At 38.7% G+C, this 22651-nt stretch carries 25 protein-coding genes, 1 tRNA gene, 1 pseudogene and 1 other annotated feature; of the genes and pseudogenes, 17 read left to right on the plus strand and 10 right to left on the minus strand.

Features of this window, described 5'->3' with window-relative positions:
• The first annotated feature begins 1 nt into the window (after position 1).
• Positions 2-240: a binding site (T-box leader), on the plus strand.
• A 98-nt stretch (positions 241-338) separates the two neighbouring features.
• The 5 genes from cysK to nth all read left to right on the plus strand — a co-directional run bounded on the left by cysK (position 339) and on the right by nth (position 4372).
• A complete protein-coding gene (cysK, locus tag CLLU_RS01480) occupies positions 339-1250 on the plus strand; it encodes a cysteine synthase A (RefSeq protein ID WP_106007797.1) in 912 nt (303 codons plus the stop codon).
• A gap of 90 nt (positions 1251-1340) precedes the next feature.
• On the plus strand, positions 1341-1934 hold the full coding sequence (gene epsC / locus CLLU_RS01485) for a serine O-acetyltransferase EpsC (RefSeq protein WP_106007798.1): 594 nt from the start codon (positions 1341-1343) through the stop codon (positions 1932-1934).
• Positions 1935-1959: 25 nt separating this feature from the next.
• A complete protein-coding gene (queG, locus tag CLLU_RS01490) occupies positions 1960-2934 on the plus strand; it encodes a tRNA epoxyqueuosine(34) reductase QueG (RefSeq protein ID WP_106007799.1) in 975 nt (324 codons plus the stop codon).
• A 58-nt stretch (positions 2935-2992) separates the two neighbouring features.
• Entirely contained in the window at positions 2993-3694 is a 702-nt protein-coding gene (locus CLLU_RS01495; protein WP_106007800.1) for a lysophospholipid acyltransferase family protein, read from the plus strand.
• A 15-nt stretch (positions 3695-3709) separates the two neighbouring features.
• On the plus strand, positions 3710-4372 hold the full coding sequence (nth, locus tag CLLU_RS01500; protein ID WP_106007801.1) for an endonuclease III: 663 nt from the start codon (positions 3710-3712) through the stop codon (positions 4370-4372).
• A 92-nt stretch (positions 4373-4464) separates the two neighbouring features.
• Here nth and CLLU_RS01505 read toward each other — a convergent pair whose 3' ends face one another.
• Positions 4465-5703, minus strand: a complete 1239-nt coding sequence (locus CLLU_RS01505) for a competence/damage-inducible protein A (protein WP_106007802.1) — start codon at positions 5701-5703, stop codon at positions 4465-4467.
• Between the two features lie 168 nt (positions 5704-5871).
• Here CLLU_RS01505 and CLLU_RS01510 point away from each other — a divergent pair, with 168 nt between their 5' ends.
• The gene (locus CLLU_RS01510) at positions 5872-7035 is read left to right on the plus strand and encodes a VanW family protein (protein WP_207655926.1); all 1164 of its coding nucleotides are present in this window, start codon (positions 5872-5874) and stop codon (positions 7033-7035) included.
• Positions 7036-7117: 82 nt separating this feature from the next.
• Positions 7118-7204: transfer RNA gene (locus tag CLLU_RS01515), tRNA-Leu, on the plus strand.
• Between the two features lie 413 nt (positions 7205-7617).
• Here the strand turns inward: CLLU_RS01515 and CLLU_RS01520 are convergent.
• The 5 genes from CLLU_RS01520 to CLLU_RS01540 form a co-directional block, all read right to left on the minus strand.
• Positions 7618-8871, minus strand: coding sequence for an acyl-CoA thioester hydrolase/BAAT C-terminal domain-containing protein (locus CLLU_RS01520; protein ID WP_106007804.1), 1254 nt, complete (start codon positions 8869-8871; stop codon positions 7618-7620).
• 134 nt (positions 8872-9005) lie between these two features.
• Entirely contained in the window at positions 9006-9611 is a 606-nt protein-coding gene (rarD, locus tag CLLU_RS01525) for an EamA family transporter RarD (RefSeq protein ID WP_242977450.1), read from the minus strand.
• A 26-nt stretch (positions 9612-9637) separates the two neighbouring features.
• Positions 9638-9922, minus strand: coding sequence for an EamA family transporter (locus tag CLLU_RS01530; protein ID WP_106007806.1), 285 nt, complete (start codon positions 9920-9922; stop codon positions 9638-9640).
• Between the two features lie 224 nt (positions 9923-10146).
• Positions 10147-11175, minus strand: a complete 1029-nt coding sequence (locus CLLU_RS01535; RefSeq protein ID WP_106007807.1) for an alpha/beta hydrolase family protein — start codon at positions 11173-11175, stop codon at positions 10147-10149.
• Complete coding sequence (locus tag CLLU_RS01540; protein ID WP_158255867.1) at positions 11165-11818, minus strand: TetR/AcrR family transcriptional regulator; 654 nt, start codon at positions 11816-11818, stop codon at positions 11165-11167. The genes CLLU_RS01535 and CLLU_RS01540 overlap by 11 nt, the downstream gene beginning before the upstream one ends.
• Positions 11819-11988: 170 nt before the next feature.
• On the opposite strand from CLLU_RS01540, the gene CLLU_RS19500 reads away from it, so the two are divergent.
• The 3 genes from CLLU_RS19500 to CLLU_RS01555 are packed head-to-tail and all read left to right on the plus strand — an operon-like array spanning position 11989 to position 13188.
• On the plus strand, positions 11989-12153 hold the full coding sequence (locus CLLU_RS19500; protein WP_106007809.1) for a CPBP family glutamic-type intramembrane protease: 165 nt from the start codon (positions 11989-11991) through the stop codon (positions 12151-12153).
• On the plus strand, positions 12128-12406 hold the full coding sequence (locus CLLU_RS01550; protein WP_146127583.1) for a CPBP family glutamic-type intramembrane protease: 279 nt from the start codon (positions 12128-12130) through the stop codon (positions 12404-12406). Before CLLU_RS19500 ends, CLLU_RS01550 begins: the two co-directional genes overlap by 26 nt.
• Positions 12407-12414: 8 nt before the next feature.
• On the plus strand, positions 12415-13188 hold the full coding sequence (locus CLLU_RS01555; RefSeq protein ID WP_106007811.1) for a CPBP family glutamic-type intramembrane protease: 774 nt from the start codon (positions 12415-12417) through the stop codon (positions 13186-13188).
• A gap of 58 nt (positions 13189-13246) precedes the next feature.
• Here the strand turns inward: CLLU_RS01555 and CLLU_RS01560 are convergent, their stop codons facing one another.
• From CLLU_RS01560 to CLLU_RS01575, 4 genes and pseudogenes are all read right to left on the minus strand, one after another.
• Positions 13247-14101 (minus strand): CPBP family intramembrane glutamic endopeptidase, encoded by an 855-nt coding sequence (locus CLLU_RS01560; protein ID WP_106007812.1) that lies wholly within the window; start codon positions 14099-14101, stop codon positions 13247-13249.
• Between the two features lie 67 nt (positions 14102-14168).
• Positions 14169-14588, minus strand: a complete 420-nt coding sequence (locus CLLU_RS01565) for a YjdF family protein (RefSeq protein ID WP_106007813.1) — start codon at positions 14586-14588, stop codon at positions 14169-14171.
• Positions 14589-14754: 166 nt separating this feature from the next.
• Positions 14755-14973: pseudogene (locus CLLU_RS01570) on the minus strand (tyrosine-type recombinase/integrase); the annotation flags it as partial.
• 127 nt (positions 14974-15100) lie between these two features.
• A complete protein-coding gene (locus CLLU_RS01575) occupies positions 15101-16033 on the minus strand; it encodes a helix-turn-helix transcriptional regulator (RefSeq protein ID WP_106007815.1) in 933 nt (310 codons plus the stop codon).
• 120 nt (positions 16034-16153) lie between these two features.
• Between CLLU_RS01575 and CLLU_RS01580 the strand changes: the two genes are divergently transcribed.
• From CLLU_RS01580 to CLLU_RS01610, 7 genes are all read left to right on the plus strand, one after another.
• Complete coding sequence (locus tag CLLU_RS01580) at positions 16154-16675, plus strand: cysteine hydrolase family protein (RefSeq protein ID WP_106007816.1); 522 nt, start codon at positions 16154-16156, stop codon at positions 16673-16675.
• A 105-nt stretch (positions 16676-16780) separates the two neighbouring features.
• Complete coding sequence (locus tag CLLU_RS01585; RefSeq protein WP_106007817.1) at positions 16781-17416, plus strand: TetR/AcrR family transcriptional regulator; 636 nt, start codon at positions 16781-16783, stop codon at positions 17414-17416.
• A complete protein-coding gene (locus CLLU_RS01590; protein WP_106007818.1) occupies positions 17413-17781 on the plus strand; it encodes a hypothetical protein in 369 nt (122 codons plus the stop codon). The genes CLLU_RS01585 and CLLU_RS01590 overlap by 4 nt, the downstream gene beginning before the upstream one ends.
• Positions 17782-17969: 188 nt before the next feature.
• Positions 17970-18677: a LytR/AlgR family response regulator transcription factor gene (locus tag CLLU_RS01595; protein WP_106007819.1), complete on the plus strand. Its 708-nt coding sequence runs from the start codon at positions 17970-17972 to the stop codon at positions 18675-18677.
• A gap of 4 nt (positions 18678-18681) precedes the next feature.
• Positions 18682-19977: a sensor histidine kinase gene (locus CLLU_RS01600; protein WP_158255868.1), complete on the plus strand. Its 1296-nt coding sequence runs from the start codon at positions 18682-18684 to the stop codon at positions 19975-19977.
• Between the two features lie 113 nt (positions 19978-20090).
• Positions 20091-20792, plus strand: a complete 702-nt coding sequence (locus tag CLLU_RS01605) for an ABC transporter ATP-binding protein (RefSeq protein WP_106007821.1) — start codon at positions 20091-20093, stop codon at positions 20790-20792.
• Positions 20792-22228, plus strand: a complete 1437-nt coding sequence (locus CLLU_RS01610) for an FtsX-like permease family protein (protein ID WP_106007822.1) — start codon at positions 20792-20794, stop codon at positions 22226-22228. Before CLLU_RS01605 ends, CLLU_RS01610 begins: the two co-directional genes overlap by 1 nt.
• Positions 22229-22651: the final 423 nt, after the last annotated feature.

Raw genomic sequence — 22651 nt, forward strand, 5'->3', positions numbered from 1 at the left:
CAGAAATACTTTGAAAAAGAAAAGTAGCTTAAATGAAGTTTTACAGAGAGAAAACTGTATGCTGAGAAGTTTTTTTACGGAGTTTAAGTGAAGTGCTCTTTGGAGTTATGAGCCGAATTAGTAGTAGGCTGCATCGGGTTCACCCGTTACAGTGATAGGACATAGCGCTGTGTCCGATTGTGAGTGGGTTTTTAGAAACCAAAAAGAGTGGGACCACGGAGGATCGACTTCGTCTCTATAATTAAAGTGTAGAGAGGGAGTTTTTTTGACGTCAAAATAAATATTAAAATCATTGAGATGAATAAAAAATTATATAAAGAATTGGTGGGAGGAAAATAATGATATTTAATAATGCCATAGATATGATAGGGAATACACCTTTGTTTAAGCTGGACAATTTTAGGGAAGAAAATTCAGCTGACATATATATCAAACTTGAAAAGTACAATCCAGGAGGAAGTATCAAGGATAGAGCTGCTCTTGGAATGGTTGAAAGGGCAGAAAGAGAAAATCTTATAGGACCAGGGGGTACCATAGTTGAACCCACTAGTGGAAACACGGGTATTGCTCTTGCCATGATAGGAAAGTTAAAAGGATATAAAGTAATTATTGTCATGCCGGAAACTATGAGTATAGAGAGAAGAAATATGATAAAGGCCTATGGAGCTGAATTGGTTCTAACAGATGGAACTAAAGGAATGAAGGGTGCCATAGAAAAAGCTTATGAAATTGTCAAGGGTAAGAAAGATTACTATATACCCCAGCAGTTTGTGAATATAGCCAATCCTCAGAAGCACTATGCTACTACAGCTGAAGAAATATTAAATGATTTGAAGAATGTGGATGCATTTGTAGCTGGTGTTGGTACTGGTGGGACATTAATAGGAGTAGGAGAAAATTTGAAAAAGCACAATAAGAACACCAAGGTAATTGCAGTGGAACCTGCATCTTCACCGGTTTTATCAGGCGGCCAGCCGGGTCCCCACAAAATACAGGGCATAGGCGCAGGATTTGTACCGGACATATATAAGACGGAATTTGTAGATGACATTATTACCATAACGGATGAAGTGGCATTTAAGTATGCCAGGCTTATGGGAAAAGAAGAAGGAGTATTAGTTGGAATATCTTCAGGAGCTAATATAGCAGCAGCCATTCAGGTGGCTAAAAAGCTTGGAAAAGGAAAGAAAGTGGCTACTGTAGCACCAGATGGAGGAGAAAAGTATCTATCCATGGGATTGTATGATTGATGTAATAGATTTTTATACTTTCCACAGTTTTTCATGGGGATAGAATTAGAATAAACAGTGAAACAAAGGTTATAAGGGGGTGATATGATAATGAGAAATCCATTTAAATTGCTGGCTTATGATATTAAAAATGCTATGAAAAATGATCCGGCGGCTAGAAATCCAGTAGAAGTGTTTTTGGTATATCCATTCATACATGCCTTGATTCATTATAGAATATCACATTTTTTCTATAGAAAAAAATGCTTTTTTATTGCTAGGTTCATATCACAAATATCCAGAATGTTAACTGGTATAGAGATTCATCCTGGAGCTAAAATAGGCAAGGGATTGTTTATTGACCATGGAATGGGAGTTGTGATAGGAGAAACTGCAGAAGTAGGGGACAATGTAACATTGTATCATGGAGTAACTCTTGGCGGGACAGGAAAGGATACAGGAAAGAGGCATCCTACTATTGGAAATAATGTTTTCATAGGAAGCGGAGCAAAAATATTGGGACCTATAGTTGTAGGTGACAATGTGAAAATAGGAGCTAATGCAGTGGTTTTGAAGGATGTACCTTCTAATTGTACTGCAGTGGGAGTACCTGTGAGAATTATATATAAAAAAAGCGCACCTGTCATAGAAATAAAAGATTATGCAGGAGATAGAAAAAAGATATATAATGAAATGGTGATATAAAATTTCTATAAGAGCGGGTGAAATATTGGACTACAAAGTGGAAATATTGGAGTATTGCCGTGAAATAGGTCTGGATACTGTGGGCTTTAGCAGCTGCAGAGTATATACTGAGCTGGAGGAATATCTCTGGTTTAGAAAACAAAATTTGCTGGAAAATGAATTTGAAGAAAAAGATATTAAAAAGAGAATTAATTCTTGTGAATATATAGACGGGGGAAAGACAATAATATCTATTGCCTTTCCCTATTTGTTTGAAAAGGTAAGAGAAAGCTCAGGTGTGGAATTTTCACTGTATACCAGAGGCAGAGATTATCATAAAGTGGCAGAAACCTACTTAAAAAAAGTATGTAATTTTATAGAAAGCCTTGGAGGAAAAACCAGATATTTTGTGGACAGTAATTCCTTGCCTGAGAGGTATATAGCATTTCAAAGCGGCATAGGATTTATAGGAAAAAACAATATGCTAATTACGGAAAAATATGGTTCTTATGTATTTCTAGGCGAGATAATAACTGATATGAATATAGAAGGTGATGTACCTGTTAAAACCCAATGCAGTAGCTGCAGTTTATGCCAGATTGCATGTCCTACCGGGGCCATCTGTGGATATAAGGATTCTAACAGATGCATGTCCTATATCACCCAGAGAAAACATATAGAGGACAAATGGTTCACAAAGTTTAAGGGAAGATTATTTGGATGCGATACCTGTCAAAAAGTTTGTCCTTATAATCAGGATGTATTGTATTCCGGCATAGAAGATCTTAGAGCTTTTGATTTTATGGAAAAAGTGGATTTGAATGAAATTGTAAATATGGATAAATCTACATTTGGGAAAAAATATGCCAATACTTCCTGCGGATGGAGAGGTAGAAATGTCATCCAGAGAAATGGTATAATAAATGCACTTATGCTGGATGAAGACGTCAGCATAAAAAGTATAAGATCTCCTTATATAAAAAATTATTATGATAGACTTTTACGCTTTTTGAAATTATAATTTATATAGAGGAATTATTAAATTGTATCATATTTGGAAAGGAAAGGTGGCTTTATTTATGATTTCTCCATGGATGGCCAGGTTAATAGGATTTCTTCCTGAAAGAGTCACAGTATATATTTCTAGAAAGATACTAAATAGTTATGTAAACAAATATGCCAACATAGAAGTCAAAGGGATAGAACATTTAGATGAAATTGACAGGCCTATTATATTTATATGTAATCATTTAAGCAATTCAGATGCACTGGTGCTTGGACATGTGCTTGAAAAAGAGGATCTAACTTTCGTGGCAGGCATGAAACTTAATGATGATTGCCTTACCAAACTAGGAATGAGCATAACGAAGACTATAGTTATAAAACCAAATTCTGCAGATAAGGGAGCCATTTCAAGTATAATAAAGACGATTAAAAAGGGAAAAAATATACTTATATTTCCTGAAGGTACCAGGAGTAGAACATCCAGCATGAATGAAGGGAAAAAAGGTGTAGTGCTTATACAGAGGTTATCCAGGGCAAGGGTGGTTCCTGTAGGAATATGGGGGACTGAAAAGCTTTTACCTATAAATGATAAGGGCATGGCACTGGAGAGCTTTCATCATGCAGACGTGGTGGTAAACATAGGGGCACAATTGGATATACCTAAAAAAAATAAAGATGAAGAAAAACATGAATATGAAACCAGGATAATTAATTTTTTTATGCATGAAATAGCAGAACTTCTGCCTGAAAAATACAGAGGTATATATAAGTTTTAATGAAGGTGATAATAATTGAATAAACAAGATGTAGTTAAAATATTGAAGATATTAAGTGAAACATATCCAGAAGCAACATGCGCATTGAAATTCAATTCCCCTTATGAATTGTTGGTAGCCACCATGCTTTCGGCTCAGTGTACGGATGTTAGGGTGAACAAGGTTACCAGTGAGTTGTATAAGGAATTTAATACTCCCGAGAAAATGATCTCGCTTACGGAAGAGGAATTGGGAGAAAAAATAAAAAGCTGTGGCTTTTTTAGGAACAAAAGCAAGCATATATTGGAAACAAGCAGGGCGATTGTAGAAAAATACCAGGGAAGTGTACCTGATACTTTGAAAGAATTAATTAAATTACCTGGAGTGGGCAGGAAAACTGCAGATGTAGTATTGTCCAATGCTTTTGGAGTGCCTGCTATTGCAGTCGATACCCACGTATTTCGGGTATCCAACAGGTTGGGAATAGCCAGAGGAAATACCCCTCAAAAAGTTGAGATGGAGCTTATGAAGAATATACCCAAACACCTTTGGAGTGATTCCCATCACTACCTCATATGGCATGGAAGGAAGATATGCAAATCAAGAAAACCTGACTGCGAGCATTGTCCTGTAGCTCCCTACTGCCAGTATTTCAATCATCCTGAAGATTATGAGGAACATAAAATCAAGAAAAACTGACCTATGAAATTCAGCATACGAAAAAAGGGTATAATGCTGTTGAAAGTGTTATACCCTTTGATAAATAATATTTTAAACTAAACTTAAAACATCTATATACTTAGGATTTCCCTTCGTACCCAGTCCAGGGCACTCATGGTAGCTCTTTTTCTTACAGTGTTTCTGCTCCCGAAATACTGGAATTTTTTTGCCTGAACTCTGCCTTTGATGTAAAGTCCCATATATACCAGACCTACAGGTTTTTCCGTGGAGCCACCGCCGGGACCTGCAATTCCGGTAGTGGATATGCCTATGTCTGTGTTGGATGTCTTAGCTATACCTTCAGCCATTTCTCTGGCTGTTTCGTAACTTACGGCACCATATTTATCGAGAGTGGTCTTTTTGACACCAAGTCTGTTGATCTTAGCCTCATTGCTGTATGTAACAGCGCCTTCCTTAAATACTTCAGATATGCCCGGATAATTTACAAGTTTTGCTGCTATCATTCCTCCAGTACAGGATTCAGCAGAAGATATGGTGAATTTTTTATCTGTGAGCATTTTACCCAGTACTTCTTCCATTTTTATATCATCTTCACCATAAATGTTTATTCCAAATATTTTTTTCAGTTGTATTTCCACAGGATTTATGAGTTTTAAAGCGTCATCTTCCGTAGAGGCCTCGGCAGTAATTCTGAGTATTGTGTCTTCTTCTTTGGCATAGGGAGCTACAGTTGGGTTAGTGCTATTTTTTATGATATCCGATGCCATTTCGGCCATGACGCCTTCTCCTATTCCACATAACCTGAGTGTTTTTGATTTTATTATTTTACTGCTGTATTTTTTCAAAAAAGGTTTCACATAATTGTTGAACATAGGTGCAACTTCTTTTGGAGGCCCGGGGAGTATTATCATTATTTTCCCGTTTTCTTCAATGGCACAGCCAGGGGCAGTACCGTGAGGATTAGGCAGTATTTTAGATCCCTTTGGGAAATAAGCCTGTTTTATATTGTTTCCCTTTGAGTAAGATCTACCCATTTTACTGAAATGCTCTTTTAAATTCTCCAGTGAATTTTTATCCAGAATCAGTTCTCTGTTAAAAAATTTGGCCCCGGTTTCTTTTGTCAAGTCATCTGGAGTAGGTCCAAGTCCACCTGTTGTAATTATAATGTCTGATCTTTTAAAACCATTTTCAAGTTCCTCCAGAAGTCTATCCGGATTATCTCCAACTACAGACTGATGAAATACTTCTATACCTAAGTTTGCCAGTTGTCTGGATATAAATTGGGCGTTTGTATTGACTATATCTCCAAGTAAAATTTCTGTTCCCACGCATAGTATTTCGGCTTTCATGCATTTTTACCTCCGTCTTTATTATTTGCAGTAGTACTACATATTTATATAATTTTATGATACCATAAAATTGGATTTATTTTAAAAATAGTATAATAAATTAATAGTATTTTACATATAAAAAATACTGACACTATAGTATAATAACTATGTAAAAGTAAAGAGGTGATGGAAATGAATCAAAAAAAGCGGCTGAAAAAGAGAAAAAAGACTTTAAAAGGAAAATTAGTCATATTAGCCATAGGTGTTCTGGCTATTTTTTCAAGTGTGAGTTGTGGATTTATAGTATACCATTATAATGATATAAAATATTGGGATAACTTGATTTATCCTAAAGTTTCTGTAAATGGCACAGATCTATCCGGGAAAACCAAATCAGAAGCCAGAGATATAATAAAAAGAGAATATTCTGATAAAATTCAACAAAAGAAAATTAACATATTGGCAGGAGATAAAAAATATGAATTATCTTATGCCAATATAAGTCCTTCCTATAATGTAGATGAAGTGATTAACCAGGTATATTCTTATGGAAAAAATGAAAATATATTTAAAAAGTATCAATTATTAAATAATCCCAAAGCTGTAAATTATGAATTGAAGTTTTTTTATGATGAAAAGCCGATAAAAAATTTAGTAAGTGAAATTGAAAATGAAACCAATTCAGATCCCGTGAATGCATCTTTGAAGATGGGAAACATTGGGTTTGAGGTAATTCCACAGCAAGATGGCGTCAAACTAAAAAAAGAGGAATTAGAAAAAGAATTGGTTTCCAAAATAGACGGAAGTATAGGACAAAATCCTACTGTAAAGGCAAATCTAGAGACTATTCCGGCCTCAATAAAGGAGGATGAACTTAAGACAGTGGATACGTTGATATCTAGTTTTAGTACAAACTATGGTTCTATATCCTCCAGCCAAAGGGCAAATAATATAACTCTTGCTACAAAAAGTATAAACGGATACGTGTTGATGCCTGGGAGTACTTTCAGTTTTAATGGAGTTGTGGGACAAAGAACTGCTGCAAAAGGATATCAGGCTGCTCCGGTCATTGTTGGTGACAAGGTAGAATCAGGTCTGGGGGGAGGAATATGCCAGGTGTCTACGACTTTATACAACGCAGTATACAAAGCAGGACTTACTTCTACGGAGAGGGTACATCATACTCTTCCAGTACATTATGTGGCAGAAGGAATGGATGCCACAGTGGATTATGGCAATATAGATTATAAATTCAGAAATGATTTTAAATATCCTGTATATATAGAGGGGTATACCTCAGGGGGAAATGTGGCATTTAACCTATATTCAAATTCTGCTGTTGCAAGATAGTTGCGAAATAAAAAAGTAGATTATTTTCCTATTGTTTTCTGGTTCTGATTGTGATATACTATTTGAGTAACAAATCGACCATGCGGATATGGCGGAACTGGCAGACGCGCTAGATTCAGGTTCTAGTGAAAGAAATTTCATGCAGGTTCAAGTCCTGTTATCCGCACCAGAAGATTAGGTCAAAATAGATGCAGGGCTGAAAAGCCAGTGCTTATGCGGCCTGACGAGGGTTTTGAATGAAAAATTCAAGACCCTCGTTTTTCATAGATGCACCTCGCTATTTAACAAGAAAGCGAGGTGTTTCTCATTTTTAGCTGGAAAATCAGTCCGGCAAACAATTTAATAAAGCCAATACTCTACAGGGCAATTTTGAAGCGGACATGTTCTTTGTAACTGAAAGACACAGCCGCTTTTTTTGTTGCCTAAAATCAAAAAGAAAGGACAGATGAACCATGAAAAACGAACTGCAAACCCTGCGGTTATTCAGCCCTTTCTTTCCTCATATCTACAGAGAGAATGGCATATTCAATCTTCATACTTGAACAGTGTACAGAAACTCATATATAGAAATGAGCTTGTTTTTTACAGATTCTGCTGAAAAAAGTTGATTGTTTGCTCCCAAGAATCAATTGAATCCTGTAAACTTCCTTCCCAAGCATAGTGTTTCTTATACCTGATATTTGGCTGATTTGCTACGGTCAATATATGCCCGCAGTTTTTATAAATCTTTGCTGTAAAAGTTTTATCCGACTGTTTTCTGAGCTTAATTCTGGCTGAAATTTTCTCAATCGAACCAGCGCTATCCCATATTTCATCCTCTTGTGCTCCCAAGCACAGCAGAGCACCATTATACTTTTCAATCCTTATTTCAGCATTTTTGGGATTGTTTGACGGAGGCCGCTTAGCAATTTTAGTGAGCAAATATTGTACAATGTGGAATTTCTTAAAAGGAAGTTCTTTACCTTGGTATGTCCATGAAGACGAATGCGAAGGTTTCCACCCACACATGCCTTCTAAAACAATATTCGAAGGTGAATTTGCAACTACGCACTTAATGTTTTGGAAGTATGTTGCGGCAGTCAAAGCCAGTTCAGCCCCTTTTGAGCGCCCGTACAAACCTATCCTTTTTTCGTCAACTTGCGGTAGTAATGCTAAATATGAAGCACTTGGTTCAATGATTTCAATCGGAATTTTCTCTAAATTTCTAGATAAGCCTGTTAACCCAAAGTAACCCACCGCTAAGGCCACAAAACCATGACTTGCAAACAGCTGCGCGATATTTTGAGCTTTCTCTATACGCCCGTCGCTACCACTGACAACGATAATCGCCGGCTTCTGTGATTGTCTTTTCTCGAAGAAAACTCTTCCGCAGGCTTCACCTAAGTCGATATCTTTTGATGCAATTGTCGGCAATTGGTAATACCTGAGAAATGAGTTTGCTGCAATTACTTTTCCATGTTCGACGATTGAAATTACAATTTGAAATTTATCGTTTTTTGCAATACTTTTCAGATTTTGAGGCAATTTGATCTTTTTTGTATTTTTGGGCTGGCTATTGTAAAACAAGCCCATTTGAGCTATTCCTTTGTAAGATCCATCAATTGCGCAGCTATCTTTTAGAGAAATTCTTCCAGACTCGTCGGCCTGTACTGAGATTTTCGATTCCCAAATATTATTTGTACCTAAGTTCGTTGGCACATTAATACAGTAATAGTTTTTCAATTCCTGCTTAATTTCATAAATCTTATGCGGATCAAGATTATCGACGATAATGTTATATGCACAGTCAGCTAGTACGCTCTCACTATTCAATCGAATTTCAATTTTCTTTGACATAGGTCAGTCCTCTTCTCTAAAATATTATTTTAAGTTTGCAGTGTCCAAGTGGATGCTGTATTTTTGCGTTAAGGAGGTTTTGAAATGAGTAAGCAGATTACTACTATTCCTGCAAAAAGTAATTTGTTTCTTTTTTACTTTTTGTAGCCTGGTTTATAGGCTGATGGGGCGAACTTAGGTTGTAAAATACCTGCTAAGGCAAACATAAGAACGGCTGTCCAGATGCAACTGTAGCTGATCCAATCGATGGATGACAGTTTTTCATGAAAAACGAAAATTCCTAGCAGGAAACTAATTGTAGGGGAAATGTACTGTAAAAAACCTACTATGGAGAGACGGGTTCGCTTTGCTCCTTCGGTAAACAGTAAGAGCGGCACAGCTGTGACAATTCCCGAACTAAGCAATAACGCCGTCGTCAAAAGGTCAATTTTACCGATGGCACCTGCGCCAACATATTGTATCCAAAGGATATAACCGATGGCAAAGGGTGCGGTCAGCATCATTTCCATCGTTAGCCCCACAGATGCGTCCAGCGGAACTATTTTCTTGATGAGTCCGTAGAGAGCGAAGCTGACGGCTAAGATTAGGGAGATCCACGGAAATTTTCCGTAAGCAGCAACCAGAATCAAGATACCAGTTGCCGCAACGGCCAATGCTGTTTTTTGTATAGGGCTTAGTTTTTCTTTAAAGATTGTAACGCCCAACATAATCGCAATTAGCGGGTTGATAAAATATCCCATGCTTGCTTCGACTACATGGCCAGAATTTACCGCCCATATATATATATGAGCCAGTTGGCGCAGTTAAAAAGAGTCGCCAGAAAAACTAAGCCAATATTTTTTGGATGTAAAAAACTACGGAGCAGTTGGCCTTTTTTCCCAATTGAGGAGATATAAATCACCATGAATGCAAGTGCCCATACAATTCTGTGCGCTAGTATTTGATCCAAAGGTACCTGCTTGAGGAGATTCCAGAACAGTGGCAGAATTCCCCAGAGAGCAGATGCCGATGCACTGCAAATAAAGCCTTTATTTTCGTCAGTAAGATTCATATGTAAACCTGCCTTTATCGCTTTTATATGCTTTGGAGGGTCTCCTCGATCCAGTTGAAGATGCTGCTGTTCGCAAAAAGTTTGGCACCTACCTCACAGTGTTCGGCTGCGTCCTGCTCTCGAGTAAACAGCAGATACTTCTTGGGGCAGTGGAGCTGATCATAGAGCCGCTTTGCCTGGCCTGGAAAGTTGGTTTCATTTTCACTGTCCACAATTAGTGTGGGTCACTCGATTTGCTGCACTACATTACCCAGATAATAGTGTTTTGCCTTGAGCATGAATTCTTTGAGATTTTTGACCCCGAAGACATACATTCCATGCCTAAGTGCCCAATTGACTTGAGCGCTTTGAGCCATCTGCTTTTTCATAATGGTGTCCACTTTTGTCTCTGGCGTAGTAGCGATGTTTTGAAAAAACTCTTCTCGTTCCATACCCTCGGGCCGGCGCTCACCCATAAAATCATAAACTCCGCTGTTGGCGACACAAGCTGACAATCTATGTTCAAATGCGGCTGCTCGGGGCGCCAGATATCCTCCCATGCTTTGCCCCCACAGAATGATTTTTTGGGAATTGACGCCTAGCTTTCCAATTAGAAAATCCACCACGGGTGACAGTACATTTTCCCAATCTGGACGGAATGGGATTTCTCTTCTGCGGATCATCTCACCCTGACCTGGGCCTTCAAATGATAGGCAGTTCATCCCACGCTTCAGGGCCTTTAGTGCGATGCCGTACATTTCTTCTTTTGTGCCGTCATATCCGTTGAGAAGGATCAATGTGGGTGCGGTCTTTGTGTCTTCCCCTTTGGAAACAGGGTAAAAAAGTGCCGGAAGACTTGTCTTTTCATAAGGAATTTCCATAGGCAGGATAACGGTTGTTCCGTATTGGATGACTTTTTGAAAGCAGTCCAGAGCAAGTGCATCCATTTGCTCCAGTTTGTCACTTGCTTCTGCACTGCAGTTTTCCGTCATCAAAACGCCGCGGTAGAAAGCTGCAGCCCGATAATAATTGGACGCCCGCAGAAATGTTTCGGCGGCACTCGTGAAATGATGGCCAACGAGGAATTCTTCGGCAGTATGGCGCATCCGGTCTGCTGTACTGGCCCATTCCCTATACCAACTGTTGTAATCACCCTCCCGGATGACCCGGGCTGTATTGAGGACTTCATTGACATCAGCCTGCCCTGAAGATACTTCACTGAGCATACGTAGCACTTGAAAAGAAATCTGTTCGTCTTCAATATTAATTTTCATGATATTCACTCTCCCAGTATGTGGCAATATTTTGTTCCATTTCCTTTAGCATCTGCATGTTATATGCTGCACCCAATACCCGTTCATAAAAATCACCGACAGCCCTCGCCATGCGAAGCATTTCTTCTCGATTGTAAGTAAAGAACGCAGGATCGAAAACAAACTTGGTGGCTGTAAGCAGAAACTGTGCTGCTTCGTCCGGGTAAGAGGTAGTGAAGCATCCTTCTTTTACGCCTTGTCGAATCAGTTCTGCATAAATGGGCTTGAGTTTGTTGATGCGGCTGACGATATACTGCAGGTGGGCAGATGTATAGCGGCTTTCGTGTAAAACATCAAAAAGGCTATCGTTATGTCGGTTCATGCGAAAATCCTGTATGGTCAGCAGATTAAGTTTCTGGATCGGGTTAATGTCGGTCCGATTCAGTGTTTTCCGCATCTCCTTTATAGTATTTTCCGTGACCAGTTCTAATACTGCTGCAAAAATATCATCCTTTGATCGGAAATAGTTGTAAAACGATCCCTGTGCAATATGCAGTTCTTTGACGATATCGCTCACGCTGGTGTGATCTACACCATTTTTACGAAATAAAGCTAATGCGGTGGAAAGCAGGTCTTCTTTTTTGATGCTTGGTTGTCTTGCCATTAGTAACACCTCCAAATAATTAATGACTGACATCAGTCATTAATATAGCATAATCTGCTATTGCTGTCAACTATCTTTTTATGCCATGGTTTATTATTGCTTAATCCTATAAGAGATGATATGATTATTACATCTTTTTTGCAGGATTGAATCCTGCGCTTTCAATTATCATGATTGTTCTTTCCTGCTTTTTAATGATAGGGACGGGTTTTGTAGAAGAGGTGCTGTTCAGGGGATTTTTATTTCAAGGTATATATTGCAAATCAGGTGCGAATAAAGCCATTTTTATTTCCGGAATAACCTTTTGGTATAGGGCATGTTGTCAATTTGTTTAGAGGATATGCTGCTGTAGAGCTGGCAGCACAGATTGGTGTCGCAATAGTAATAGGCATTGTTCTTGCACTGCTTGTGGCTGTCACAAAAAATATCCTGCCGGGTATTTTTTTTCATATTGTATTTAATATTGGCGGAACTATTACAAATGCATCAGTCAGTGCACAATCCTCTTTGCTGATAGTAATTTTGATTATTTCCTTATTTTATGCGATATATCTTTCAAAATTCCTACATGGAAAAAATAAAGCGTGAGGTAATATATGATAAAATCAAATGTAAAATATTTTATGTTTTTGATGACAACTTTAATATTATCAGTACCGTTTTATATCTGGGGTGCATTCTTTCCGGTTAAAGGGCTGCCTTTTGGCCTGCCAATCAGCTTTTTAATGATTATGGTACCTTTCTTCTTGTCATTGATATATGCATGGAAAGAAAATGGAATAGAAAGAATTACATTTTTGTTTAAAAGTATTTTCGATATAAACAGGGCCAGCAGATGGTGGATAATTTTTTGTCTGGCATGTATGCCTTTAGTTACGGTGTTAACATATTTTACAATGCGGGTGTTTCCTTTTCCGCTGCCGGCAGAAATAGTGTTTCCCTATAGAGAGATTCCGCTGATGATAGCTCTTTATTTTCTGGGAGCAATACCTGAAGAATTTGGATGGACAGCTATCCTGACTGAACCACTGACCAAAGAATATGGGCCAATTAAAGCAGGTATAATTATCGGGGGAGTGTGGGCCGTCTGGCATATCATTCCCTGGAGCTGGGCACATCCCGCAGGATGGATTATTGGAATGTGCATTTTAAATGTTCTTATGAGAACTGCAATGATCTATGCCTATATGTATGGTGGCAAAAGTTTGTTCACAGGTCTGGCTTTTCATACCATGATAAATGTGACAACAGGTATTTTTCCCAACTACGGCTCACATGTAAACACATGGCTTTTTAGTGCATGGATGGCTGTTGTACTGTTGTTGGTTATATGGTTTGTAAAAAGAAAAAATAAAGCTTATGAATACTGATGATCCTATTGATGTTTTTTTCATCTTTATTCAAAGACCGTCATATCTCTGAAGTACATTATACACGAAATGTCTGTTTATAATGTGCTCTGCTTTTCCAGTAGATAAATAGGACAACAAGGAAGGATATGGTCTGGGCAATGGCAATGCGGAGCATTTGCAATTCATCTGTGCCGGAGGCCGTTGCCATATGTAAAATGTTGATGATTATATTATTTGTGAAGTGATCAGCCATAGACATCCAGAGTGAACCTGTAATTTTAGTAAGCAGACAGAATTTTATTCCTGTAATTCCTGTTGTTAAAATAAGTATAAGGGAAATCATGACAGTTCCGCTCATGCTGGTTTTCCCGTCCAGTAGATTGCGCACAGGAGCTGCTATATGCCAGATGCCAAATAGGAGAGAGGATAAAACAGCAGCTTTGACAAAGGAGTATTTTATTTCGAAGAGTTTGATGAACAAACCCCGGAAGATACCTTCTTCCATGGCCACATTTATAATATTCCCGATAATGCAAAAAGTGAAAAACAACAAACCGGTTTGTCTGCCTTGATTTCCATCAATGGCATAGCTGGTTACATAGATCTGCAGTGAAGGGGTGTTACCTCCTGACAATTGCATAAAAAATTCAATACCATAGGCAATTGTAAATACGGCTGCTCCAAGCAGGAAGCCATATAGTGCATTTCTGACTGCTGATCTGCCAGTGAAACCCACTTGAGACCAGCTGAATGAAAAATATCGTATTGAAAATGCCAGCACAAGGATACCAGCCAGTTTGTGTATGAATGCTTCACCGAAAATACTCTGATCAGTGCGGATAAACATGTATTCAAATACTCTCAATACAAAACATATCAGATAAATAACCAGTATGGACTTCCACGGATGATACAATCTATTTTTTCCCATATTGATGCTCCTTTTAATTTATTTCATTATCTAGACTCTATTTTAACATAAAAGAAAGCACAGAGTTCTATCGTCCTCTGTGCTTTTCCCTATGCTTTTTCTGTCTCAATTCAAATTGTCTTTTCTTTTCTGCTTCACGTTGCTTGCGGGAGCGGGATTTACGTTCAATTCTGCATTGATCCCGTTGAAGCTTCAATGCCTGCTGTGCCTTTGTACCAATGCCTGTTTTCTGCAATTGCCTTTTTAGTGTTCGCTGCATTCGTTTGGGGTTTGTATGTTTTTCATCAGGCCCTATTGCTTCAATGGATGGACTGAATTTTAACCTATTCCAGTTTTTAAGTACAAAATCATAGATTTCGCAGTCTCTGGGTTCAGCACCAAAAGTGATTTTACAAACTTCATATTTTCCCTTGTATTCGCATTCGCAAACACCTACCCAGAACGGTTCTTCAAAAAATACAGTTAATTTTGACAGAGCCTTGTCCATAGATATTCCTCCTTTATGTCTGCCTTGCAAAGAACGGACAACCAAGGAGGTAGGTTACTGACAGTTTAAGCTGCGTCCGGACTACCAACCGGAACTGTGTTTTTATCTTTGCTGCTTAAATACTAGCTTTTTTAGTGGTGTCTGTCAAGGTTGACATCAATTTATATTACATCGCTTCGAGCAATTTTAATGCTTCTTCTTTCTCTTTTTTAAATACATGAATGTAGGTGTCATATGTTGTTGATATATCTGCATGACCAAGCCACTGACTTACAACACTGATACTGACACCTGCTTTCAATGCTCTGCTGGCAAAGGTATGTCTAAGTTGATGAATGGTTAAAGGCTTATCAATATCTGCTTTTTCAAGCATTCTTGATAGTAAACCATGAAAACCATCATTATAGGATAAATCATATTTATCCCCAAATAAAAATGACCTTTTTTAGAAAATCATCCTGTTTAAAATAATGAGATTTATATTTTAATCTCATAATAGAAGCCTCTTTGTTCTAGTTTTCGTATAAGGTAGCTATATCATGTATTCTACGCTTCATTTCTGTGCGGATATGTAACGGCTCTAAACACTCGCATTTATCCCCAAAACTGAAAAGAATATTGTAGTAGTATTCGTTCTCTATGAAAGGAAAACTAACAATGTAATGCTCATCACCGTCTGGCAAAAAGTGTTCATAAGTGCAATAATCAAGTACCCTGTCCATGACAGATTTATGAATACGAATTTTGATTTTTGTTTGCATAGTTGTCAAAATATCAGTAAAATCTAACTGCGGTTTTTGATAATCTCGTGGCGTAAAAAATTCCTCTTGTATTTGTAGGTTTGATGTGCGGGATAGTTTGAATAAGCGAAAATCATTTCTTTTATGGCAATACCCTTGCCAATACCAATGACTACTTTTCAATACAAGCTGATACGGCTCGGCTGTTCGTGCGGTTTTATTTCCGTAGCGGTCTGTATATTCAAAGGTCAGTAGCTTACTTTCCTGTAAAGCTGTTTTGATAATTTCTAAATATGGTTGTATGTTCCTGTTGTCCATCCACGGACTTAAATCTATATATATTTGATTTGCTTTTAATTCAATGTCTTTCGCTCTATCGGCGGGGATAAAACTCTTGACTTTCGCAAGGGTGTTTACCAGTTCATCACCTCGTATCATGTTAGAAAGACTGGAAAGCCCCATCAAAATAGCGGAAAGGTCGGCAGTCGAAAAAACCTTTCTATCAATCTTGTATTTCTGCATGATTTCAAAGCCGCCGCCCACTCCCGGTGTCCCGCGAACAGGAATACCCGCCATGTTTATAGTGTCTATGTCGCGGTAGATTGTGCGGGGTGAAACTTCAAACATATCTGCTAACTCCTGTGCGCCTATACGCTCTTTATCAAGGAGTATCATAATAATGCTAACAAGCCTGTCAACTTTCATCTGATAGCCGCCTTTCAAAATTTATTTTTATCATTATAGATTGTTGCCATAATGTTGTCAACAATTACATGTTACAATAAAAAAGTAAACAAATCAATCTACCTATCAGGAGGAGACACTATGCAGAAAAAAGCCTTAGTAATAATTGATATTCAAAATGACATAACAAAGAATTACAAGGGTATTATTGACAATATCAATAAAGCTATTGATTTGGCAGTCAATAATAATATTCATGTTATTTATATAAGGCATGAAAATTTATCAGCCGGCACGAGGACTTTTAAACCCAATACATATGGATCTGAATTAGCTTCAGACTTGAAAATAGTATCAAAAAATGTTTTTACAAAATACAAAGGAAACGCATTAAGTAGTGAAGAATTTACAGACTTTATTAGTAAAAATGAAATATGTGATTTCTACATAACAGGAGCAGATGCTGTTGCTTGTGTTAAATCAACCTGTTACAACTTACGCAAAGCAAATTATAGCGTTAATGTATTATCAGATTGCATTACAAGTTATGATAAAAGGAAAATTGACGAAATGCTGCGCTATTATGAAAGTAAAGGCAGTAAAATCATTAGTTTAAATGACTTGTTACCTAATCACATCTTTGAAGCACAGAAACATTACTGAACTCAGTCAATGAAGAAGGCCGACTAGCCTTTCTTGACAAGTGAGCAGCTGTTCACTATAATAATGGTGAACGACTGCTCACAATATTTATTGATGGAGGTTATTATGCCAAAAAACAAAACACGGGATACAAAGGAAGTTATTTTGACAGTTGCACTAAAATTGTTTTCTGAAAGAGGTTATGATGGGGTTGGTATCCGTGACATATCAAAAGAAATCGGAATACGGGAGAGCGCTCTTTACAAGCATTATAGCGGAAAACAAGACATTTTCAACTCAATTCTCAAAGACATTGAGCGTCGTTATCAAGAAGAAGTTTCTACTTTTATTCCCCCTGAAAGCATGGCCAATATTCTCTCAGGAGAAAGTGATGTAAGGGAGGAACTATTCCGTATTAGCGTTACAATGTTTCAGTTCTATCTTAAAACAGAGTATGGTTCGCAACTGCGTAGAATGTTGACAATGGAACAGTATAGAACTTCGGAGGCAAGCAAGTTTTTTAGGGAATTGATAATAGACAAGGGTTTAGATTATATATCAGGCGTGTTCACTAATTTAATAAATGATGGAGTTTATGTTGATGCTGACCCAATGATAATGGCCCTGCAGTTTTATTCACCTTTGTATTTGCTGTTATCAAAATATGACAATCAGCCCGAAAAATATGAAGAAGCTTTATCTTTTTTAGAAAAACATATTACGATGTTCAATAAAATCTATTTAAGGGGCGATAAACAATGAAAGGAATTGGAATATTGCTGGCAGAGTGGTTTATAACCAGCCTGATTGTTTATGCAGGACTATCTGGCAAACAAATATTATTCATTAATGGGCCGAGAGCGGCTGTTATTACTTTGGGAGCAATTGGATTTGCAATGTGCATGATTATGCCAACAATCGGCAAATTTATCAGCAATGCACCGGCTCACCCGCTCACCATCATGGGATACATCTTTGGGACAATCGCATTACTTACAACAGCAACACAAATATTCAAATGGAAAATCCCCATACTTTATGATCCTAAAATTGCGCTTTTTGTAGTTGCTGGCTGCATTGTCATAAAGTCGATTATTGGTAGGTTTGCACTATTGATAGTTAAATAAATAGCTGAAAATAGGGCACTTTATGAATATTGAAGCGCGTTATTATTCAAAATCAGGTAATACAAAGAGAATTGCAAATGCTATTGCTAAACAAGCAGGGGTATCCGCTGTAATAATTTATTGATACTATTCGGTTAACCGTATATAATAATATAAAAGATATAGAAAATGAAAAGGCGGTGCAAATTATGCGGATTGCGATTTGTGATGATGAGGTTGCTGTATTGTCATCATTATCTGATTTTATAAATAAGACGTACCGCTATATTAATTTGCTCACAGAACAATATTCATCGGGGGAAACGCTCATAAGGGCCATAGAAAAACAGGGGATGTCTTATGATCTGCTTTTTCTTGACATAGAAATGGATGACATTGATGGAATTCAAGTTGCAAAAAAGGTTCATGCACTTTTAGCGGATATGTATATTGTGTTCATCACTTCCCATGACGAATTTGCCATGACTGGCTATGAAGTATCGGCATTTCGTTTTCTGACCAAGCCGATTCAACCCCAGAAGTTGATTGAAGCGATCACAGCGGTAAAAAAGGAATTGCTGAACCAAAAAACAATTCATGTGGAGAGCAAGGACAAAGAGGCTGTCTTAAAAGTTAAGGATATTTTGTATATTGAGGCACAGGACAAGAACGTAAAAATTGTTCAGCAGAAACAGTCTTATTATGACCGCAATAGAATTGATTTCTATACACATCTTTTAGGTTCAAATGATTTTTACAGGGTACACCGCAGCTATTTAATCAATCTGCGATATATCAAATTTATTGACAGTCTCGACGTCCTTATGGTAAACGGAGATTCCATTCCGATTAGCAGACTGAGAAAAAAGCAATTTGACGAAGCGTTTCATACCTATATGAAACGAACAGCGAGGTAATATGATGGTAGTTGCATTAGTGGTATTGGAAATATTAGCTGCCGTATTTGACACGTTATCGGCAGGTGCACTTGTATTTCTTTTCGTCAGTCCCAAAATTCCACCGGACAAAAAGAACATTGCAATGGCAGCATTTTTTATCACACTGGAATGCGTGTGTCTGGTAAATGAAGCTATCATCGCATATGGTATAAGCTGCTTTGCTTTTATAGTAATTCTTGCGGGTGTAAATGAACCGGATCGTCGATTAAACAGTATAGTTATTGCCGCGTTTCTATGGGTGCTGAGAAGTCTTCCCGCCAGCAGTGCAGCACTCCTTGCGGGAACAATGGATATAAAACAATCTATCATTTCAAGTGGAGAAATTACATTTTACGCTTTGATAATCGGCAATCTTGTAATGGATTGCGTAATTATTGCAGCAGCCTATAAGTACCGCAAATATGCTCATAGAATACTCTTTAGCTATATAGAAATTCTGCCTGCGTTTCTCTTGTGGACGATAGCCATGTTTTTGAACCCGTTTATGTGGGTAAATTACAGGATTGAAAATACCGGAATCCAGCTTTATATCTCGGCCTGTTTTTCCGCGGTAGTTGTTATTGCAGATGTCCTTTATTTTATTTCACTTTGGAAAAGTAAAATGACAGATTATTTTAAACAGTTGGAACAGCGTAATCAGCAGTATATTGAACAGGAATTGCAGTATTTTGAGATGTACAAGAAAAACCAGGAGGACATCCGAAAATTCCGGCACGATATAAAGCACCATATCACCCGGATTGAGCAGCTCTGCGAAACAGGGAATCTTTTGAAGGTTCAAGAATATCTGGGCCATGTACAGGGGAGTTGGGAAAACATGACTAAAGCTCTTTTCCATACAGGTGATGATAATGTGGATGCAATTTTGAACGCAAAAGTTCCTCCAATGCAAAGGGCACAAATTAAATTTAAACTGTCTGGGGCGTTTGGCAGAGCCTTATCAATTTCCGCTTTTGATATATGTACGATTTTTGCAAATGCGTTGGATAATGCCATTGAGGCCAATCAAAAAGTTTCCGATGAAAAACATCGGTTTATTTCGCTTTCCATCAGCAGAAGCGATTTCTACTACATGATCTCCATGGAAAATCCGATGATGGCTGATCTCCCCTATACCGGACAGACAACAAAGCAAGACCGTTTGAATCATGGATTTGGTCTGCCAAGCATCCGGGATAAGGTAGAACAGAACGGGGGCATCATGACCATTACAACAGAAAGCGGGCTGTTTCGTTTGGAAATTATGCTTCCAATTTAACATTTGGCTCTCCTATAGATACATCTGGCGACACATTTTAAATGTGCCTCCTTTTTTATGCTATTATTTTCACAGTTACAGGAGTAAAGAATAAAAAAGGAGGTAACACAGAAATGTTATCTGATAAAATAATTATAGCTGAAAATCTGTGTAAAGATTTTAACGTCAGGCAGGACGAAACAGTTCCCGTACTTCGTAATATTAATCTTTCCATTGCATCAGGCAAAATGACGGGTATCGTTGGCCCGTCCGGCTCAGGTAAATCAACCTTGCTGTATTGTCTGGCAGGTTTGGAGCCGGTATCCTCCGGCACAGTGCAGGTATTGGAAGAAAATGTTGCGAAGATGAGCCGCACTCAATCGGCAAAGTTTCGTAGAAGCCATTTAGGATTTGTGTTTCAGTCCTATAATTTGGTGCCATCAATGACAGTAGAAGATAATCTTAAACTGCCGTTTACATTACGCGGCCGGAAATATCCTCGTGCTGCCGCTTCGCAGACATTGCAGAGGCTGAATATTTCTAAATTGCTGAAGAAGAATGTGACATTGTTGTCCGGAGGCGAACAGCAGCGCGTCGCACTGGCACGAGTTTTGATTGCAAATCCGCAAGTTATTTTTGCAGATGAGCCAACTGGCGCACTGGACACAGAATCAGTTTCCCATGTCGTAAGTGAACTGAAGAAAATTGCGGCGCAATCTGATCATGCAGTTGTAATGGTTACACACAGTCCTGAGGTTGCAGCTCAATGCGATGGGGTAATTCAAATGCGTGATGGGCAAATTATATCTGTCAACGAAGGGCAGGTGAGGATCTGATGCGCGGCTTAATAAAAGATTTCAAAGATGCTCCTGTGGTATGGGGCGGAGTGTTTTTACTGCTGGCTGTGGTACAGATTTTGATTCCTACCATGCGGATTATGATGTCAAATGCTGCAGCTTCACGGGGGAATATAGTTTGGGGCGAAAAAGCTGGATGGTTTGTGAGCTCCATGAGCGGATTGACCTATCCCGTAATATTGTTTGCTGGTGTACTGGTTATCATGATGGTGGTATCGGCTTCCATTGAACAACGTCGAGGTGATTTGGCACTGCTTTCCCTGCAGGGGGCCACACCAATGCAGTTGATTTTGCGGACATGTGCGCAGGTACTGCTGCTGGATGTGTCAGCAAGCGTGGTTTCTCTTTTTCTTTCGCCGCAGCTGGCTCGTTTACTGTTCTCTTTCTTTGCGGTACAACTTGAAGCTCCCGGACTTCCGTATGCGGCTGTTGGAATCTCTCGTATGTTACTGTCCTGGAGTTATGGTATAGGTATCGGATTTGTTGTCGCAGTGGTAGGAGCATTTTTAACAATTCGAACAGTTTCCCGTGTTTCCCCGGTTGAGGCATTACGCAAAGCAGCCAGCACTCCCAAAACAGTAAGCCTTCCAAAACGTGTATTGGCATTAGCTGCATTGGCAGGGAGCATTGCTGTTATTACCTGCGGTATGTTTATTACAAAACATGTGGATATTGAACAGATACAACAATTATCCTTTTCCACATTATCTCCGCTGTTTTATTGCTGCGTGTTGGCTGCTGTCCTGTTTGTTGCAGCTATCTGTTTTGCTGGCCCTGCTGTCCTGGCAGGGACTGTCCGTACATGGACAGCAATCCTTCCGTTTCATTCACCGTCATGGCGTATTGCGTGTGGGCAGGCAGTGTCTCGTGCCCGCAGGTCAACGTCTACTGTTATCCCGCTGGTTGCCGGAATGATTTTAGTGATGTCATATACAGGACTGACACAGATTTTTAGAGCAACACTTGTGATGATGCCGAGAAATCTTGCCGCCGAGTGGGAAGTACCCGGATTCGTTAGAATTCTTGCATTGCTTGGACCAGCATTATTGCTGGTATTAACAGGTGTATTGGCAGGGTATCTCATATCAACTCACGGGCGGGGACTGGATCTGGCATTGCTGTCCGTGGCCGGCGCGGAACCGCGGCAGCTTTCTATGATTGCTGCCTTTGACGGACTGATAACAGCCGTAACAGCAGCGGTGCTTGCTTTTATAGCAAGTATGTTGGTGACTTCCATATTTGCGGTTGGTATGTATAAAGCATTTGGACTGGTTGGTTTCGCAGTGCCGTGGAAACAATGGCTGTTCATATTGATTGTACTTTTGCCGGTTTCAACAGGCATTTCTTGGTTGAGTGTGCGCCGCTCACTTCAAGAATCTCCGGCAGCTTATATTGCCCGGTACAGCGGTGAATGATAACCAAGCGGTTTAAAATTATGTGTGAATGTCGCAGCAGTGAGAAGAGTTCTATAATTACGGGCCAGATAAATCTTTTCAATTCAGTCACCAGCCTTTTTTGCGAACAATCTTTGTCTTTTGCTTTTTTATCTTGTTTGATTCCATGTTATTTTTCATAATCAAAACGAGCACAGATGAAAGTACCAGTATAAAGGCTATACTCAAAAAGCATATTAGAGAATTCCAATGCACGGAAGGATCATAGCTGCGGTAGTGAATTAAACCGAGACTTGCCGTAATTGGATATAAATTTGGTAAGCGTCAAAAATTCTACGTATTCAATTGTCAATTTTATTTTGATAAACTAAATCCAGTAGTAAGCAGCCTATCAAGGTGCCTTCTACTGGATTGTTTTTAGTCCTTTTTACCATGGAGATTTTT

The organism is Clostridium luticellarii, from assembly GCF_002995845.1.
GTDB classification, from domain to species: Bacteria; Bacillota; Clostridia; order Clostridiales; family Clostridiaceae; genus Clostridium_B; species Clostridium_B luticellarii.